A 17,750-nucleotide genomic window follows, 5' to 3' on the forward strand; every position below is an offset into this window, starting at 1 on the left:
AAAAGAGGCGCTTCGTATATCATTTAATGTCTAGTTGAGCAGAGGCTCAATTTTGTTTTTCACGTTTTACACAGAAAGGTATGGGGAATTTTTTCTGTAAAGGAGTGGAGATTTATGACAGCAACTCGAGGTCTAGAAGGGGTAGTCGCTACAACGTCAGCAGTAAGTTCAATTATTGATGACACTTTAACATATCAAGGCTACAATATTGATGATTTAGCGAATTATGCAACATTTGAAGAAGTGGTGTATTTACTATGGCACGGAAAACTACCTAACAAAGAAGAATTATCTGTGTTTTCTAGATTACTAGCAGAAAACGCTAAATTACCCCAAGAAGTCTTAGATCATTTCAAAACTTATCCAATTAAAGATGTTCATCCAATGGCAGCTTTAAGAACAGTCGTATCACTATTGGGGTTGTACGATCCTGAAGCTGATTTAATGGATGAAGAAGCAAATTATCGCAAAGCTGTTCGTTTGCAAGCACAGTTACCAACGGTGGTAACGGCTTTTTCAAGAGTCCGTAACGGATTAGAGCCAATTGAACCAAACGAAAACTATAGCATTGCCGCTAACTTTTTATATATGTTAACCGGCGAAGAGCCAACTGATATCCAAGTAGAGGCATTTGATAAAGCACTTGTCTTACACGCTGACCATGAGCTAAATGCTTCGACTTTTACAGCTCGTGTCTGTGTGGCAACGTTATCCGATATTTATTCAGGAATTACAGCTGCTATTGGAGCGTTAAAGGGTCCTCTTCACGGGGGAGCGAATGAAGCTGTTATGAAAATGTTGTCTGACATTCAAACAGTTGAAAACGCAGAACCTTACATTCGCGAAAAGCTCGCGAAAAAAGAAAAGATTATGGGATTTGGACATCGTGTGTATCAGCAGGGTGATCCTCGTGCCAAGCACTTGAAAGAAATGTCTGAAAAACTTACCAAACAAGCAGGAGATACAACGCTATACGATATGTCAGTGAAAATTGAAGAGATCGTAACAGGCGAGAAAAAGCTTCCGCCAAACGTTGATTTCTATTCAGCTTCTGTATACCACAGCTTAGGGATTGATCACGATCTATTTACTCCGATCTTTGCCGTAAGCCGTGTATCAGGATGGATTGCTCACATTTTAGAGCAGTATTCAAACAATCGTTTGATTCGTCCAAGAGCTGATTATATCGGTCCTGGAAAGCAAACGTACATCCCGCTTGAAGAGCGCAGCTAAACAATGTGACGAAGGTGCTCACGTTCGTTGAGCACTTTTCCATAAGTGAAAGTAGACAAATTTTTTAAGGAGGTCATTCTCATGACAAAAGGTGAACAAATTTCTGTAGCAAACGGCGTGTTAAACGTACCAAATAACCCAATTATTCCATTTATCGAAGGTGACGGAATTGGTCCGGATATCTGGGCAGCAGCTTCTCGCGTATTAGAAGCAGCGGTTGCAAAAGCATACAATGGTGAAAAAGAAATCGTTTGGAAAGAAGTATTAGCAGGTGAAAAAGCATTTAATCAAACTGGCGAATGGTTACCGGAAGAAACGTTAGATGCAATTCGCGAATACATAATTGCAATCAAAGGACCATTAACAACACCAGTAGGCGGTGGAATTCGTTCTCTAAACGTGGCATTGCGTCAAGAATTAGACTTATTCACATGCTTACGTCCTGTTCGCTACTTTGACGGCGTACCTTCTCCAATTAAGCGCCCTGAAGATACAGATATGGTTATCTTCCGTGAAAATACTGAAGATATTTATGCTGGTATTGAATATGCGAAGGGTTCTGAAGAAGTACAAAAGCTTGTTTCATTCCTACAAACGGAATTAGGCGTAAATAAAATCCGTTTCCCTGAAACTTCTGGATTAGGTATTAAGCCTATTTCTTCTGAAGGAACAGAGCGTCTTGTGCGTGCAGCAATCAACTACGCAATTGAACAAGGCCGCAAGTCTGTTACGCTTGTACACAAAGGTAACATTATGAAATATACAGAAGGCGCATTTAAAAATTGGGGCTATGAGCTAGCTGAAAAAGAATTCGGCGATAAAGTATTTACTTGGGCTCAATATGACCGCATCGTTGAAAAAGAAGGTGCACAGGCTGCAAACAAAGCTCAAGCAGAAGCGGAAGCAGCAGGAAAAATTATTGTAAAAGATTCAATTGCAGATATCTTCTTACAACAAATTTTAACTCGTCCACGTGAATTCGATGTAGTAGCAACAATGAATTTAAATGGAGATTACATTTCAGATGCATTAGCGGCGCAAGTTGGTGGTATCGGAATTGCTCCAGGAGCAAACATCAACTATGAAACTGGACATGCTATCTTTGAAGCAACTCACGGTACAGCACCTAAATATGCTGGTTTAGATAAAGTAAACCCATCTTCTGTATTATTATCAGGTGTGTTAATGCTTGAACACCTTGGCTGGAACGAAGCAGCGGATTTAATCATGAAATCAATGGAAAAAACAATTGCTTCAAAAGTAGTAACATATGATTTCGCACGTTTAATGGATGGTGCAACAGAAGTGAAGTGTTCAGAGTTCGCTGATGAATTAATTAGCAATCTAGGAAAACAAGTAACAGTTTAATAGCTATTCATTTAAGGGAGGAATTATAATGGCAAATATGCGTAAAAAAGTATCTGTTATCGGAGCGGGCTTTACGGGAGCTACAACTGCTTTTTTAATTGGTCAAAAAGAGTTAGCTGATGTTGTATTAGTTGATATTCCGCAATTAGAAAATCCAGCTAAAGGTAAAGCGCTGGATATGTTAGAAGCAAGTCCTGTACAAGGATTTGACGCTAACATTACAGGAACAGCCAACTACGAAGACACAGCTGATTCTGACATTGTCATTATTACAGCTGGTATCGCGCGCAAGCCAGGTATGAGTCGCGATGATTTAGTAACAACGAACCAAAAGATCATGAAGTCTGTTACTCAAGAAGTTGTTAAATACTCACCAAACTGTCATATTATCGTGTTAACAAACCCGGTAGATGCTATGACGTACACAGTATTTAAAGAATCTGGTTTTCCTAAAAACCGCGTAATCGGTCAATCAGGTGTATTAGATTCTGCACGTTTCCGTACGTTCGTAGCGCAGGAGTTAAACATTTCAGTAAAAGATATCACAGGTTTTGTACTTGGTGGACATGGCGATGATATGGTACCTCTTGTACGCTACTCATATGCTGGCGGTATTCCTCTTGAAACGCTTATTCCAAAAGCGCGCCTTGAAGCAATTGTTGAAAGAACACGCAAAGGCGGCGGCGAGATCGTTAACTTATTAGGTAACGGAAGTGCGTACTACGCTCCTGCTGCTTCTTTAGTGGAAATGACAGAAGCGATCTTAAAAGATCAGCGTCGCATTTTACCAGCGATTGCTTACCTAGAGGGTGAGTATGGTTATAACGGCATCTACTTAGGTGTTCCAACCGTATTAGGAGCTGCAGGAATTGAGCAAGTAATTGAATTAGAACTGACTGATTCTGAAAAAGCTGCGTTAGATCAATCAGCAAAATCAGTTAAAACTGTCATGGGTGTATTAGCTTAATACAATAAAATAGGTTTGAGTATAGGTTTTTATCAATATTCAAACAATAGTCACAAGGAAAATTCGAGGGAAACCTCGAATTTTTCTTGTATATAAAGAAAAGCTATTACTTTATACAAAAGGTGGAATGATGATGGTATTAGGTAAAAAACAAAAAATAGGCCGAAGTATTGAAGATATAAAAGTTGGAGAAAAATTAACGCTAACGGAACGAATTGAAGATAAGGATATCTTATTGTACTTAGGGCTGACAAATGATTCGAACCCTTTATACATTCAGCATGATTACGCATCTCAGACCCCTTTTAAAAAACCTATTGTGCCAAGTATTATGATTACCGGTATTATGACAGCAGCCATTTCAAAGTATTTGCCCGGACCTGGAAGCCACGTTGCAGAACATACGGTAGCCTTCCCCAAAAAGATTCATCATTATAGCACGATTGAATTTTTATTTGAAGTGACAGAGGTAGATGTTTCTTCTAGAACTGTTACGATTGAGGTGGAAGCGGTCAATGAGCAAAAAGAGAAAGTAGTAACGGCGCGGTTTCTTGTGTATCCGCCGTTTAGACTTCCATCAGTAGAGACACACGACTTTGAAAATTTTTAAAACGCCTTAAATATTTATAAATATAGAAGAAACTGTTTGGTTATATTTTCTGAAAATGTTGAAATGTATTGGAGAACGAGGCTAAAACATTGTATGATAAGAGAAGATAAATAGAAAATAATATCATTTGGATGAAGCTGCGGTTTAATTTAACTAGATGGAGGCTTATATCGTTAATATGAGTAAGAAATTATTAGTCGTAGATGATGAACAATCAATTTCAACATTATTACAATATAATTTACAACAAGCTGGTTTTACAGTAGAAACAGCTGAAGATGGGGAAGAAGGATACAACAAGGCACTAGAAGGAAAACCGGATTTAATTGTGTTAGACTTGATGCTTCCTAAGATGGATGGAATTGAAGTTTGTAAAAAGCTTCGTCAGCAAAAAGTGATGACGCCTATTTTAATGTTAACTGCAAAAGACGATGAGTTCGACAAAGTATTAGGGCTAGAGCTTGGCGCAGATGACTACATGACGAAACCATTTAGTCCTCGAGAAGTAGTGGCGCGTGTAAAAGCCATTTTACGCAGAACACAAATTATTGCTCAGGAAAATGAACAAGAGGAAGATGGCGAGCGCATCATGATCGGTGATTTAAAAATTCTTCCAGATCATTATGAGGCCTACTTTAATCAAGAGCAGCTTGAGCTTACTCCAAAAGAATTTGAGTTATTATTATATTTGGCAAAATACAAAGGACGGGTATTAACTCGTGATCAGCTGCTAAGTGCAGTGTGGAATTATGATTTTGCCGGAGATACGCGAATTGTAGATGTGCACATCAGCCATTTGCGTGAGAAAATTGAACACAATACGCGAAAACCTGTTTATATAAAAACGATTAGAGGATTAGGATATAAGCTGGAGGAACCAAAGGTAGATGAATAAATTTCGTTCAAGGCTACTTTTGGCTCTATTAGTACTTATCATTATTGTATTAGTAGGTCTTGGCCTGCTGCTGGGACAGTTGTTTAAAAACTTTTATTTTCAGACGTTTCAAGAGCGAATGGAAAAAGAGGCAAAGCTTGTAGAAATGTACATTAGCGAAGAAGGTATCACAAGTCCTGCTTTAAAATCTAAAGTTGATCAAATAAGCCATTCGCTAAGTGTACGAACGACTATCGTTCAAAAAGACGGAAAAATATTAGTTGACTCAAATCCAGGTAGCAAGCAGCAAAGAATCGAAAAAAGTATCGTAATCCAGCAGGTATTAAAAAAGCAGTTAAACAGTAAAAAAAGCTTTGATCAAATTAAAGAAGATTACGACTTATATTACTATGGTATCCCGCTTATTATAGAAGGTAAGCAAGAGGGATTTGTTGTGCTGAGTACATCGTTTGATTCATTAAAACAAGTAAATCAGCAAATTTGGGGCCTTCTTATTGGAAGCTTGGGTCTAGCTTTGATTGTGATTTTACTCTTAGGTGTAAAGATTATGGGACGCTATACCCGTCCTATTGAATCGGCAACCAAGGTGGCTATGGAACTTGCAAAAGGGAATTATAAAGCTCGTACATATGAAGATTATGTAGATGAAACAGGGATGCTGAGTCAGTCTATTAACGCACTTGCTCGTAATCTGCAAGAGTCTATCACTAATCAAGAAATGCAGCAGGACAGGCTGCGCACGCTAATTGAAAATATGGGAAGCGGTATGCTTCTTATCGATAGTAGAGGCTATATAAACTTAGTGAATCGAGCTTATAAAGAGCAGTTTCATATACATCCGGATGACTTCCTTTATCATTTGTATTACGAGGTATTTGAGCATAAAGAAATCATTAAGCTTGTGGAAAAAATATTTATGACGGAAGTAAAGGTTCGAAAACAAGTGGTTCTCCCTTTAAATATTGAACGAAGATATTTTGATGTTTACGGAGCGCCGATTATTGGCTTAAACGATGAATGGAAAGGGATTGTGCTTGTTTTCCATGATATTACCGAGCTGAAAAAGCTAGAACAAGTTCGCCGTGACTTTGTAGCGAATGTGTCTCATGAACTAAAAACTCCTATTACGTCTATAAAAGGGTTTAGTGAGACATTGTTAGACGGTGCCATGGAAGATCCACAGCTGCGCCAGCAGTTTCTATCTATCATTTTAACGGAAAGTCAGCGCATGGAGAGCTTGATTCAAGACCTTTTAGATTTGTCTAAAGTTGAACAGCAAGGGTTTAAACTAAGCATTCATTCAGTAGATTTGAATACGCTTCTTTACGAAGTGACCACAGTGCTATCAAACCGAGCGACTGAAAAAGAAATCACGCTAACGTTAGATACGCTTCCTGAAGAAGCGTGGATTGATGGTGACAGTCAGCGCCTTATGCAAGTGTTTGTTAACTTAATCGGCAATGCGCTCATGTATACAATGCCTGGAGGAACGGTTCACGTTTCGCTTGAAGAGGAAGAAGAAACGATTACAGTTCATGTTCAAGATACAGGTATCGGTATTGATTCTGATGAAATTTCACGTATTTTTGAGCGCTTTTACCGAGTAGATAAAGCAAGAAGCCGTAATTCCGGAGGAACAGGTCTTGGATTAGCAATTGTTAAACATCTTGTTGAAGCTCATAAAGGGGAAATTGAAGTGAAAAGTGAAGTTAATAAAGGGACAACTTTTTCGGTCAAGCTGCACAAGTATTTGCCGCAGATGTAAAATGTTTACGTTCCTTTTACAATTTATTTAATGTAGCTTAATAATTAATTGATACAATTTTTCATGGAAACCCCTTCATCCAAGGAGCCAATGTGTAAGGCGAAAATAGCTTTAACCGTGCTATTTTCGCCGATTCTTTTTGACAATTTCTATCCATTCACATGTTACACCGCCTAAAATAACTAGGCGGTGTTTTTATTTTATGATGTACAGATCTTATCACCACATGAAAATAAAACGTTGAATTCAAGAGTACTTTTTGTCCTTAAAGCTTATTGTTTGCTAAAATAAAGGTAAGATAAGAAGAGAGCGAAATGGAGGAACATGAATGACACAAAAACTAGTATTAATTGACGGGAATAGTATTGCCTACCGTGCATTTTTTGCTTTGCCGCTTTTAAACAATGATAAAGGAATACATACAAATGCCATATATGGCTTTACTACAATGCTGACACGTATCTTAGAGGAAGAGAAGCCGACGCATTTACTTGTGGCATTTGATGCAGGGAAAACAACGTTTCGCCACAAAACATTTACAGAATACAAAGGAGGCAGACAAAAGACGCCTCCTGAACTTTCAGAGCAGTTTCCCTTTATTCGTGAATTATTAGATGCATATGGGATTAAGCGCTATGAACTGCCTGATTATGAAGCAGATGATATTATCGGTACGCTTTCAAAACAAGCTGAACAAAAAGGAATGGCCGTAAAAGTCATTTCCGGGGATAAAGATTTACTTCAGCTTGTGTCAGAACATGTAACCGTAGATATTACGAGAAAAGGAATTACGGATGTCGATTCCTATACGCCTTCAGCCATTGATGAAAAGTATGGTATTACGGCTGCACAAATTATTGATATGAAAGGCCTTATGGGGGACAGCTCGGATAATATCCCAGGCGTGCCCGGAGTCGGCGAAAAAACAGCCTTAAAGCTATTAAAAGAGTTCGAAACGGTTGAAAATGTATTGAAATCTATCGATCAAGTCAGCGGTAAAAAATTAAAAGAAAAGCTAGAAGATAATCGTGAATCAGCCATCATGAGTAAAAAGCTTGCAACGATTTATTGCGAAGCGCCTCTTGAAGTATCTGTAGAAGATGCAAAGTATGACGGGTTTGAATCTTCAAAGGTCATCTCATTATTTAAAGAGCTTGGGTTTAATTCTCTGCTTGCTAAATTTGGTGAAACAGCAGAAGAGGAAGCAGATTTTGAAGAACTGACGTTTGAAATAGCGCAGGAAGTTCACGATGATATTTTAACAAGCGAAGCAGCTCTGATCGTAGAAGGGTATGAAGAAAACTATCATCACAATCAGCTGCTCGGTTTTGGAATCAGCAACAAAAATGGCCACTATTTTATTGATAAAGATACAGCTCTTTCATCTTCTAAATTTAAAGCATGGTTAGAAGATGAACGTGTAAAAAAGACGGTGTTTAATGGAAAACGTACGATTGTATCGTTAAAATGGGCGGGGCATGAAATTAAAGGAATTGAACATGATGTAATGATTGCTTCTTACATCTTGAATCCTGCTGAGGCAAATGATGACCTAGCGACAATTGCAAAATTAAAAGGGTATCATCAAGTGCAATCAGATGAAGCTGTGTATGGAAAAGGAGCTAAGCGAAGCATTGCGGAAGCTGATCAGCTAGCTGAGCATGTTATAAGAAAAGCAGCCGCCGTAGCTTATTTAAAAGAAGTATTAGAAAAAGAATTGGTTGAAAATGAACAGTTTGAGCTGTTTGAGAAGCTTGAAATGCCTCTTGCCATTGTCCTTGCTGATATGGAATATCAAGGGGTGAAAATTGACCGCGCGCGTTTGGATGAAATGGGCGAAGATCTTCGAGAGCAGCTTGAAAAAATTGAAGCGAAAATCTACGAATACGCTGGACAAGAATTTAATATTAATTCGCCAAAGCAGCTAGGAGTTGTTCTTTTTGAAAAAATGCAGCTTCCAGTCATAAAGAAAACAAAAACAGGCTATTCCACATCAGCCGATGTATTAGAGCAATTAGCTAGTACCCATGATATTATCCCAGAGATTTTACAATACCGTCAGCTAGGAAAATTACAGTCTACGTATATTGAAGGATTAAAAAAGGTTATTCATGAAAGCGATGGAAAAGTTCATACCCGCTTTAATCAAACATTAACTCAAACGGGAAGGTTAAGCTCAGTAGATCCTAACTTGCAAAACATCCCGATTCGTCTTGAAGAAGGTAAAAAAATAAGAGGTGCGTTTGTGCCTTCACAGCCTGATTGGTTAATATTTGCGGCGGATTATTCACAAATTGAGCTGCGCGTACTGGCTCATATTGCAGATGATGAAAAGCTAATCGATGCGTTTAAGCATGACTTAGATATTCATACGAAAACAGCGATGGATGTGTTCCACGTCGAAAGAGAAGAAGTAACGTCGAATATGCGCCGCCAGGCTAAAGCAGTTAACTTTGGAATCGTCTATGGCATCAGTGATTACGGTTTATCGCAAAGTTTAGGAATTACAAGAAAAGCAGCGGCTACTTTTATTGAACGCTATTTAGAAAGCTTCCCTGGTGTACAGGAGTATATGGATACGATTGTACGCGATGCAAAAGAAAAGGGATATGTAACAACGCTCTTGCACCGCCGACGTTACTTGCCTGAAATCACGAGCCGAAACTTTAACCTCCGCAGCTTTGCTGAGCGTACGGCTATGAATACGCCTATCCAAGGGACGGCAGCTGATATTATAAAAAAAGCAATGATTGAAATGGATAAGCGCTTAAAAGATGAAAACCTTCAGGCTAAGCTGCTGCTTCAAGTACACGATGAGCTGATTTTTGAAGCCCCAGAAGAAGAAATTAAAATTTTAGAGAAAATCGTACCAGAAGTAATGGAGAACGCTTTAGAGCTAGAAGTTCCGTTGAAAGTAGATTATTCTTACGGAAAGACTTGGTACGAAGCAAAGTAGTGGAAAAAGGATGTGACAAACGTGCCAGAATTACCAGAAGTTGAAACCGTCAGACGTACGTTAATTGAATTAGCTAGTGGAAAGACCATTGAGCGTGTAACAGTTAAATGGCCTAATATTATCAAACGTCCTGAACAAGTTGAACAGTTTTGTGATGCGCTTGTTGGACAAACCATTCGAGATGTTGAACGCAGAGGTAAATTTTTAAAAATTGTGCTCGATGATTATACGATGGTTTCTCATTTGCGCATGGAAGGTAAATATGCTCTCCATGAGAATGCAGAAGAACCAGATAAGCATGTACACGTCTTTTTTCACTTCACGGATGGAACGGAATTGCGATACCGGGATGTAAGGAAGTTTGGTACTATGCACTTATTTAAAAAGGGAGAGGAAGATCTGTTTCCTCCTCTTATTGGCCTTGGACCTGAACCGTTTGACGAAACATTTAATCCTAGTCAATTAAAAATGCGAATCGGCAAAACCTCTCGAAAAATCAAGCCGGTTTTACTCGATCAAAATGTCGTGGTTGGGCTTGGAAATATTTATGTAGATGAAGCACTGTTTCGCGCAGGGATTCATCCTGAACGAGTGGCCAGCCAATTAACAGACGAAGAGTATGAAAAATTGTACAAAGAAATTGTAGCGACTCTTCAAGAAGCTGTGAAGCAAGGAGGCAGCACAATTCGCACGTATGTAAATACACAGGGACAAATAGGCATGTTTCAGCAGCAGCTTTATGTGTACGGAAGAAAAGGCGAATCCTGTAAAATGTGCGGTACTCCAATTGAAAAATTTGTTGTAGGCGGTAGAGGAACACATATCTGCCCAAATTGTCAGCCGGCTAAAAAATAACAATGGATGGGCTCCTTTCATATACTACGTATAGACAGAAAGGAAAGGAGTCCTCTCATCATGATAACATTTTCTTTACTTATTCTTGCTTTTGCCGTAAGTCTTGACAGCTTTAGCGTTGGCCTGACATACGGGCTTCGAAAGGTGAAAATCCCGCTGAAATCCATTTTTATTATTTCATGTTGCTCAGCATTTTCTTTAATGTTTTCTATGTTTTTAGGAAAAGTACTTACGCATCTATTTTCAGTGGATGTACTAAATAAAGTAGGCGGAGGTATTCTTGTTCTGCTTGGGATGTGGATTTTATACCAATTTTTTTGTCCGGCAGATTCATCTCGAGTGAAAGAAGAAAAAACATTGGTGAAAATTGAAATTAAGTCAATTGGTCTAGTCATTAACGTATTGAAAAAGCCAATTGCAGCAGATTTAGATAATTCAGGTTCCATCAATGGAATTGAAGCATTTATACTTGGAATTGCATTATCTCTGGATGCATTTGGAGCAGGGTTTGGGGCGGCTTTATTAGGTTATTCGCCGTATGCTCTAGCAATTGCTGTAGCTCTTATGAGTTCTCTTTTTTTAAGTGCGGGTATACAGTTTGGCAAGGTTTTTTCACGTTTATCATGGATGAAAATGTTCTCGTTTGTACCAGGAGTTCTGCTCATTATTTTAGGTATTTTTAGATTTTAAATAAAGGGATAAAGGAGAGGCCAATGTCAATTGTAATTGGATTAACGGGCGGAATTGCAAGCGGAAAAAGCACGGTAACCGGAATGCTACGAGATATCAATATTCCAGTAATTGATGCTGATCATATTGCAAAAGAAGTCGTAGAACCAGGAAAAGAAGCATACAAACAAATTGTCGAGACGTTCGGACGTTCTATTCTTCACGAGAACGCGGAGATTAATCGAGCGGCTTTAGGGGAAATTGTGTTTTATCAAGAGGAAGAACGTAAAAAGTTGAATGCAATTGTACATCCTGCCGTAAGAAAAGAAATGCTTTCTCAAAAGGAAAGCTATATAGAGGAAGGTTACGAAGCCGTTGTATTAGATATTCCGCTGCTGTTTGAAAGTGATCTGACACACTTAGTCGATAAAGTAGTGGTTGTATATGTCGATGAGTCTGTGCAGCTAGAAAGGTTAAAGTCGCGTAATAACCTCTCGACGGAGGATGCCTATGCGCGTATCCATGCACAGCTGCCTTTGATTCAAAAAGTAGCCTTAGCCGATGCGGTGATCAATAACAACGGTCCTGTAGAGGAAACAAAACAACAGCTTTTAAGTATATTAGCCCTATGGCTAGATTAAAGAGTGAATGATTGCATTCACTCTTTTTTTATTGGGAATATTTAAGGGCTTCTAAAAAAGAATGTGTTAAATATCTGTTCTCGCTATATACATATAGTAAAACTTAATTAAAATAATTTATTAAAAAAAATTAATATTATTCACTTTTTAAATATTTATGTTATACTATTCAATATAAAAAGTTAAATAGTATAACACATATAGAGAGGGGTATAGCCATGAAAGCACGTATTGCCATTAATGGTTTTGGGAGAATAGGAAGAATGGTGTTTCGCACAGCGATTATAGAGGAAAATTTAGATATTATTGCAATAAATGCATCTTATCCAGCAGAAACGTTAGCACATTTAATCAAATATGACTCTATACACGGACCATTTAATGGAGATGTCAAATGTGATGATGATGCGCTAATTGTTAACGGTAAAAGAATTCAGCTATTAAATTCACGTGATCCGCTGAATTTGCCTTGGAAAGAGCTTGGGATTGATCTAGTTGTTGAAGCAACAGGAAAATTTAATTCAAGAGAAAAAGCGCAGTTACATATTGAAGCAGGTGCAAAAAAAGTTGTCTTAACGGCACCGGGTAAACAAGAAGATATCACCATTGTGATGGGCGTAAACGAACGAGAGTTTGATGTGAATCAGCATAACATTATCTCTAATGCCTCTTGTACGACAAATTGTCTAGCTCCAGTTGTCAAGGTGTTAGACGAAGCGTTCACAATTGAAAACGGTTTAATGACGACCGTTCACGCATATACAAATGATCAAAAGAATATCGATAATCCGCATAAAGACTTGCGAAGAGCCCGTGCGTGTGCTCAATCAATTATTCCTACAACAACTGGAGCAGCCAAGGCACTTTCATTAGTTCTTCCTCATTTAAAAGGAAAGCTTCATGGGATGGCGCTTCGTGTGCCAACGCCAAACGTATCGCTTGTCGATTTAGTTGTGGATGTAAGGAAACCTGTGACGATGGAAGATGTTAATTTAGCGTTTATTAAAGCTGCTGAAGGACCATTAAAGAATATTTTAAATTTAACAATGGAACCACTCGTATCAATTGACTTTAATACAAATCCTCATTCAGCTATTGTAGATGGACTATCCACGATTGTAATGGAAGATCATAAAATTAAAGTGTTAGCTTGGTACGATAACGAGTGGGGCTACTCTCAGCGCGTAGTCGATTTGGTAAGATATATTGCTGCAGAAATGCGTAATGGATCAAAAATAAGAGTAAGCTAAGAAAGCTATTGATTGCTTTTAAAAAAACAGGGAGCTATCGCCCTGTTTTTTTTGTTTTTATTCAAAAGAATAGGGAAAAGCAATAAGATAAGCATGCAAAGGGGTGTTTCTTTTCCTCAATTTTAATAAAAAATTAATAGTCGTTTAGAAGCTTTTACACACTGTCTCACGAGAATACAGGGGTAATTTGTATAGGTCTATCTGCAAGAACAATATTTAATAAAATTAAAACACGTATTGCAAAATAAATGTAAACAAAGTATACTATGTTTCGTGAACTTCTTGTGTACCTTTCGGTGATGTGGCTACTTAAAGGGTTAGGACCTCTTTGGACTAACTTTCCCCCGTGGTAGTTAACATGCTATATGGCGAAAGAACTTCATGTTTAACGATTAAAAATTGTTAAAGGGGGAAATATCATTATGGAAACAATGGGTCGTCATGTCATCTCAGAATTATGGGGATGCGATTTCGATAAGTTAAATGATATTGATTATATTGAAAAAACGTTTGTTGATGCAGCTTTAAAATCTGGTGCGGAAGTTCGCGAAGTAGCGTTCCATAAATTTGCACCTCAAGGTGTAAGTGGCGTTGTTATTATTTCAGAATCACATTTAACGATTCACAGCTTCCCAGAGCATGGTTATGCAAGTATCGATGTTTATACTTGTGGTCATTTAGATCCTACAATCGCAGCAGATTATATTGCAGATGCTCTAAGTGCACAGACACGTGAAACAATTGAATTGCCACGTGGAATGGGTCCTGTTCAGGTAAAACAAACTAAAGCGAATGCACTTTAATAGTGTCGATTGATTACGTAAGTTAAGAGGTGTATTACACACCTCTTTTTAGTATATAAATTTTTAATACGCAAAAACAAAGGGGATAACAACATGGGGGTAGTACAAGCAGTTAAATCTTTATTTTCTAATCATGTAGAAACAAGCGATCACCATTCAGATCCGACTCTAAAAACGCATTATTACAAAACAACGGCTGGGAATGCATTTAAGCAAGTTCATGAAATGTTGAAGCACATGCAAGGGATAGAAATACTTGCTGCGTATGAAGAGCGAGGAGAAATTAGCTTAAACGTTGTAAAAGGAAGAAAAGCTTTTGTTGTAATTACCATTATTAACGTACGTCCTCTTGAAACCGCTATCGATTTTTCTGCTACAACAGAATCAAAGGTGGTACCGGTTGATTTTGGTTTTAGTAAAGAACTTGTACGTACGCTTTATAAGAGCTTTGATCAAAAACTTATTCCTCTTTCTTCGTAAGTTCCTTATCATTTTTGAATTTCAGGAAATAAAATGGGGAAATTCCTTTTCCTTTACTTGTATTCAAGCCTTGTTTTCTATAAGATGGAATAAAGCAAATCCTTTAATACAGCATCGTGTTTGTTAAAGGAAATGATGATAAAAATCATAATAAATGGCGAATAGCCGGCTAACATAGATGGAAATTAACTTATATAAGAGAAAATAAAAAGAAAAACAAGGTTTATTATTGGAGCTGAGAATATGAAGTGCCCATCCTGTCATTACAATGGAACGAGAGTGCTGGACTCGCGCCCTGTAGAAGAAGGCCGCTCTATTCGTAGAAGACGTGAATGCGAAGAGTGTCACTATCGTTTTACAACTTTTGAGAAAGTAGAAGAACTTCCGTTAATTGTTGTAAAAAAAGATGGAGCGAGAGAAGAGTTCAGCAAAGACAAAATCCTTCGAGGGTTAATTAAGGCGTGTGAAAAACGCCAAGTAAGCTTAAAACAATTAGAAGATACCGTACACGATATTGAAACAGAGCTGCGCAGTCAGGGTACATCAGAGGTGCAGTCAGATGTGGTAGGAGAAATGGTGATGGAGCGATTAGCTGCTATCGATGAAGTCTCTTATGTTCGATTTGCTTCTGTATACCGACAATTTAAAGACATCAATGTATTTATTGATGAATTAAAAGATTTAATTAAGAAGGAACGACTGTAAAAGAGCTATTGAAGTATTCTTTAGGCTCTTTTTTTGTCATTTCTATCACTTTAAAAGTAGGTAGGGAACGACATGAAAGAACAACATTGGAAAGAAATGATACCGGTCGATCGTTATGTTGTTCGTTCGAACGGCATACTGCAGGAATACGACCGAAAGATTTTAACCATGCTCTATCAGCCGTTGGTGGGTACGACGTGCTTTGGTCTGTATATGACGCTATGGAGCGAGCTGGAACAAGACCGTTTATGGGGGAAAGAGTCTACGCATCATCATCTAATGTCAATGATGCAAATTAATTTGAAAGCTATTTACCATGAGCGATTAAAATTAGAAGGCATTGGTTTGTTAAAAACATATATTAAGGAAGAAGATGATGTTCGTGTGTTCATTTATGAGCTCATTCCTCCTCTTACGCCCCATCAGTTTTTTAACGATGGCGTGTTAAATGTATATTTATATAACCGACTCGGAAAATCCATCTTTCAAAAAGTGAAAAATTATTTTTCGGATTCACTCGTCGATGACCAATCGTTCAAAGATGTGACGCATTCATTTAACGATGTATTTAAATCAGTTAAAGCAACAGAGCTGGCTCCAAGTTTTCAGTCTGAAAGCAAGGATGTATTTTCTCCTGATGCTCAAACGGACTTTGTGGATTCCTCCAAACGCGCTTCTATTGAGATGAGCCCGGATTCCTTTGATTTTGATTTATTTTTAGCAGGTCTAACAGATTCAATGATTTCGAAAAGGTCCATTACATCTAAAGTAAAACAAGCGATTGAAAAGCTAGCTTTTTTATATGGTATCGATCCTCTTCAAATGAAAAATGTGGTGCTCGATTCGCTAAATGAGAACGATCAAGTTGATATTGAATTACTTAGAAAAGCAGCACAGTCCTTTTACCAATTTGAAAATGGAGAAGCACTTCCAAATCTAAGCGAACAAATTCAGCCTCCTATGCTTCGTACTATGCAGGAAAAGCAGCCGCAGACGAAAGAAGAGCAGCTTATTCAGCAGCTTGAAGTGACTTCGCCTCGACAGCTTTTGATCGAGTTTTCCGGGGGAGCAGAGCCTTCAAAAGCAGATTTGCAAATGATTGAAGAAGTGATGTTTAACCAAAAGCTTTCACCAGGGGTAGTAAATGTTCTAATTTACTATGTTATGCTAAGATCCGATATGAAATTATCTAAGAGCTATGTAGAGAAAATTGCTGGACACTGGGCGCGCAAAAAGGTACAAACTGTTCAAGATGCCATGAATTTAGCTAAAAATGAACAGAAAGAATATCAGAACTGGACCGAAGCAAAGCAAAATAAAAAAACGGCTGGACGAAAAATCGTGCGTAAAGAAATGGTGCCAGAGTGGCTGAGCGATGAAGAAAAAGAAGAGAAAAAGCAGCCTTCAAAAGAAGTGGACGGATTTGAAGAAGAAAAACGAAAGCTACAAGAAGAGCTCAAGCAGTTAGATCAAGAGCTAAAACAAAAGCATAAAGAATAAAAAGCAGGTATGATAGAGATGAGGTGAAAAAGATGAAGCCTATCAATGATTCACTAAATCAGTTAGTGAACAAAAAAGATTTTAAAGCACGCTTAGAAGCATTAAGAAACAGTATCCTGTCTAATCCTGAAGTTAAAACATTTTTGCAAGAGCATCGCCATGAGTTAGATGAGCAAATGGTCGACCGAGGTCTGATGAAGATGCATGAATTTATCGACCAAAGCAAATGCTGTGACAAGTGTCCTTCTCTGCAAAGCTGTGTCAACATGGTGAAAGGATACCACCCTCAGCTGGTTGTAAAAGGTCGTAATATTGATTTACAGTATGAACGCTGTCCTAGAAAAGTACAAGAAGATGAGCGAAAAGAACAAGAATCTTTTATTCAGTGTATGTACGTGCCGAAAGAAATTTTACAGGCAACAATGTCTGATATCGAAATTGAGCAGGGAAGATTTGAAGCCATTAAACTAGTAAGAGATTTTGTGCGAGAATATGAGCCAAATAAGAAAATGAAAGCTTTATATTTACACGGTTCGTTTGGTGTGGGGAAAACGTATTTTCTTGGAGCAATTGCCAATGCGTTAGCCGAAAAGAAAGTGAAATCTACCATTCTGTACGTCCCGGAGTTTTTGCGTGAGTTAAAAGGTTCGTTTCAAGATCAAAGCTTCAATGAGAAAATAGAGTATGTCAAAAAAGTACCGGTTCTTATGCTTGATGATCTCGGAGCAGAATCCGTAACGAGCTGGATGCGAGACGATGTGCTCGGAACCATTTTACAATTCCGCATGCTCGAAAATTTGCCGACATTTTTCAGCTCGAATTTAAATTTTAAAGAGCTTCAACATCATTTGACTTATACCCAAAGAGGCGAGCAGGAAGAGCTCAAAGCCGCTCGTGTCATGGAACGAATTAAGTCTCTAGCCATTCCTGTTGAAATGAATGGAGAGAATAAACGAAATAGATGAGCAGGTCGTTTTACATTTCTTGTAACGACTTGCTCATTTTTTTGCATGTTGCCCCATATACATTAATAAAGCGTGTCCAAAGGGGGGC

The 17,750-nt window shown here is 38.2% G+C and carries 16 protein-coding genes; all 16 read left to right on the forward strand.

Going from position 1 to position 17,750, the window contains the following annotated elements; translation table 11 throughout:
- The first annotated feature begins 114 nt into the window (after window positions 1-114).
- The 16 genes from citZ (at window position 115) to dnaI (ending at window position 17,662) form a co-directional block, all read left to right on the forward strand.
- Window positions 115-1,233, forward strand: a complete 1,119-nt coding sequence (gene citZ / locus MMB69_RS00660) for a citrate synthase (protein ID WP_016765709.1) — start codon at window positions 115-117, stop codon at window positions 1,231-1,233.
- A 75-nt stretch (window positions 1,234-1,308) separates the two neighbouring features.
- On the forward strand, window positions 1,309-2,601 hold the full coding sequence (icd, locus tag MMB69_RS00665) for an NADP-dependent isocitrate dehydrogenase (protein WP_255255780.1): 1,293 nt from the start codon (window positions 1,309-1,311) through the stop codon (window positions 2,599-2,601).
- A gap of 28 nt (window positions 2,602-2,629) precedes the next feature.
- Window positions 2,630-3,568, forward strand: coding sequence for a malate dehydrogenase (gene mdh, locus MMB69_RS00670; RefSeq protein ID WP_013059443.1), 939 nt, complete (start codon window positions 2,630-2,632; stop codon window positions 3,566-3,568).
- Window positions 3,569-3,701: 133 nt separating this feature from the next.
- Window positions 3,702-4,178: a MaoC family dehydratase gene (locus MMB69_RS00675; protein WP_016765707.1), complete on the forward strand. Its 477-nt coding sequence runs from the start codon at window positions 3,702-3,704 to the stop codon at window positions 4,176-4,178.
- A gap of 178 nt (window positions 4,179-4,356) precedes the next feature.
- Window positions 4,357-5,073, forward strand: coding sequence for a response regulator transcription factor (locus MMB69_RS00680; protein WP_013085192.1), 717 nt, complete (start codon window positions 4,357-4,359; stop codon window positions 5,071-5,073).
- Window positions 5,066-6,838, forward strand: coding sequence for a two-component system histidine kinase PnpS (gene pnpS, locus MMB69_RS00685; RefSeq protein WP_014458047.1), 1,773 nt, complete (start codon window positions 5,066-5,068; stop codon window positions 6,836-6,838). Before MMB69_RS00680 ends, pnpS begins: the two co-directional genes overlap by 8 nt.
- 328 nt (window positions 6,839-7,166) lie before the next feature.
- Window positions 7,167-9,794: a DNA polymerase I gene (polA, locus tag MMB69_RS00690; RefSeq protein ID WP_277447020.1), complete on the forward strand. Its 2,628-nt coding sequence runs from the start codon at window positions 7,167-7,169 to the stop codon at window positions 9,792-9,794.
- 21 nt (window positions 9,795-9,815) lie between these two features.
- Entirely contained in the window at window positions 9,816-10,649 is an 834-nt protein-coding gene (mutM, locus tag MMB69_RS00695) for a DNA-formamidopyrimidine glycosylase (protein ID WP_013085189.1), read from the forward strand.
- Window positions 10,650-10,709: 60 nt separating this feature from the next.
- A complete protein-coding gene (gene ytaF, locus MMB69_RS00700; RefSeq protein WP_028410526.1) occupies window positions 10,710-11,339 on the forward strand; it encodes a sporulation membrane protein YtaF in 630 nt (209 codons plus the stop codon).
- A gap of 23 nt (window positions 11,340-11,362) precedes the next feature.
- A complete protein-coding gene (gene coaE, locus MMB69_RS00705; protein WP_098314691.1) occupies window positions 11,363-11,959 on the forward strand; it encodes a dephospho-CoA kinase in 597 nt (198 codons plus the stop codon).
- Between the two features lie 218 nt (window positions 11,960-12,177).
- Entirely contained in the window at window positions 12,178-13,209 is a 1,032-nt protein-coding gene (locus MMB69_RS00710) for a glyceraldehyde-3-phosphate dehydrogenase (RefSeq protein WP_013059435.1), read from the forward strand.
- A 422-nt stretch (window positions 13,210-13,631) separates the two neighbouring features.
- Window positions 13,632-14,012, forward strand: a complete 381-nt coding sequence (speD, locus tag MMB69_RS00715) for an adenosylmethionine decarboxylase (RefSeq protein ID WP_013059434.1) — start codon at window positions 13,632-13,634, stop codon at window positions 14,010-14,012.
- A gap of 93 nt (window positions 14,013-14,105) precedes the next feature.
- Complete coding sequence (locus MMB69_RS00720) at window positions 14,106-14,492, forward strand: hypothetical protein (RefSeq protein ID WP_013085185.1); 387 nt, start codon at window positions 14,106-14,108, stop codon at window positions 14,490-14,492.
- Between the two features lie 243 nt (window positions 14,493-14,735).
- Window positions 14,736-15,197, forward strand: a complete 462-nt coding sequence (nrdR, locus tag MMB69_RS00725) for a transcriptional regulator NrdR (protein ID WP_013059432.1) — start codon at window positions 14,736-14,738, stop codon at window positions 15,195-15,197.
- A 72-nt stretch (window positions 15,198-15,269) separates the two neighbouring features.
- Complete coding sequence (locus MMB69_RS00730) at window positions 15,270-16,697, forward strand: replication initiation and membrane attachment family protein (protein WP_028410528.1); 1,428 nt, start codon at window positions 15,270-15,272, stop codon at window positions 16,695-16,697.
- 32 nt (window positions 16,698-16,729) lie between these two features.
- A complete protein-coding gene (gene dnaI, locus MMB69_RS00735) occupies window positions 16,730-17,662 on the forward strand; it encodes a primosomal protein DnaI (protein WP_013059430.1) in 933 nt (310 codons plus the stop codon).
- Window positions 17,663-17,750: the final 88 nt, after the last annotated feature.

It is taken from the genome of Priestia sp. P5 (genome assembly GCF_029522155.1).
In the GTDB taxonomy this organism is placed as follows: Bacteria; Bacillota; Bacilli; order Bacillales; family Bacillaceae_H; genus Priestia; species Priestia megaterium_E.

Coding starts and splice junctions, on each gene's coding strand:
- speD (WP_013059434.1), top strand. CDS start 13,632: ATGGAAACAATGGGTCGTCATGTCATCTCAGAATTATGGGGATGCGAT.
- MMB69_RS00675 (WP_016765707.1), top strand. CDS start 3,702: ATGGTATTAGGTAAAAAACAAAAAATAGGCCGAAGTATTGAAGATATA.
- MMB69_RS00680 (WP_013085192.1), top strand. CDS start 4,357: ATGAGTAAGAAATTATTAGTCGTAGATGATGAACAATCAATTTCAACA.
- MMB69_RS00730 (WP_028410528.1), top strand. CDS start 15,270: ATGAAAGAACAACATTGGAAAGAAATGATACCGGTCGATCGTTATGTT.
- mdh (WP_013059443.1), top strand. CDS start 2,630: ATGGCAAATATGCGTAAAAAAGTATCTGTTATCGGAGCGGGCTTTACG.
- citZ (WP_016765709.1), top strand. CDS start 115: ATGACAGCAACTCGAGGTCTAGAAGGGGTAGTCGCTACAACGTCAGCA.
- dnaI (WP_013059430.1), top strand. CDS start 16,730: ATGAAGCCTATCAATGATTCACTAAATCAGTTAGTGAACAAAAAAGAT.
- coaE (WP_098314691.1), top strand. CDS start 11,363: ATGTCAATTGTAATTGGATTAACGGGCGGAATTGCAAGCGGAAAAAGC.
- pnpS (WP_014458047.1), top strand. CDS start 5,066: ATGAATAAATTTCGTTCAAGGCTACTTTTGGCTCTATTAGTACTTATC.
- polA (WP_277447020.1), top strand. CDS start 7,167: ATGACACAAAAACTAGTATTAATTGACGGGAATAGTATTGCCTACCGT.
- ytaF (WP_028410526.1), top strand. CDS start 10,710: ATGATAACATTTTCTTTACTTATTCTTGCTTTTGCCGTAAGTCTTGAC.
- MMB69_RS00710 (WP_013059435.1), top strand. CDS start 12,178: ATGAAAGCACGTATTGCCATTAATGGTTTTGGGAGAATAGGAAGAATG.
- MMB69_RS00720 (WP_013085185.1), top strand. CDS start 14,106: ATGGGGGTAGTACAAGCAGTTAAATCTTTATTTTCTAATCATGTAGAA.
- nrdR (WP_013059432.1), top strand. CDS start 14,736: ATGAAGTGCCCATCCTGTCATTACAATGGAACGAGAGTGCTGGACTCG.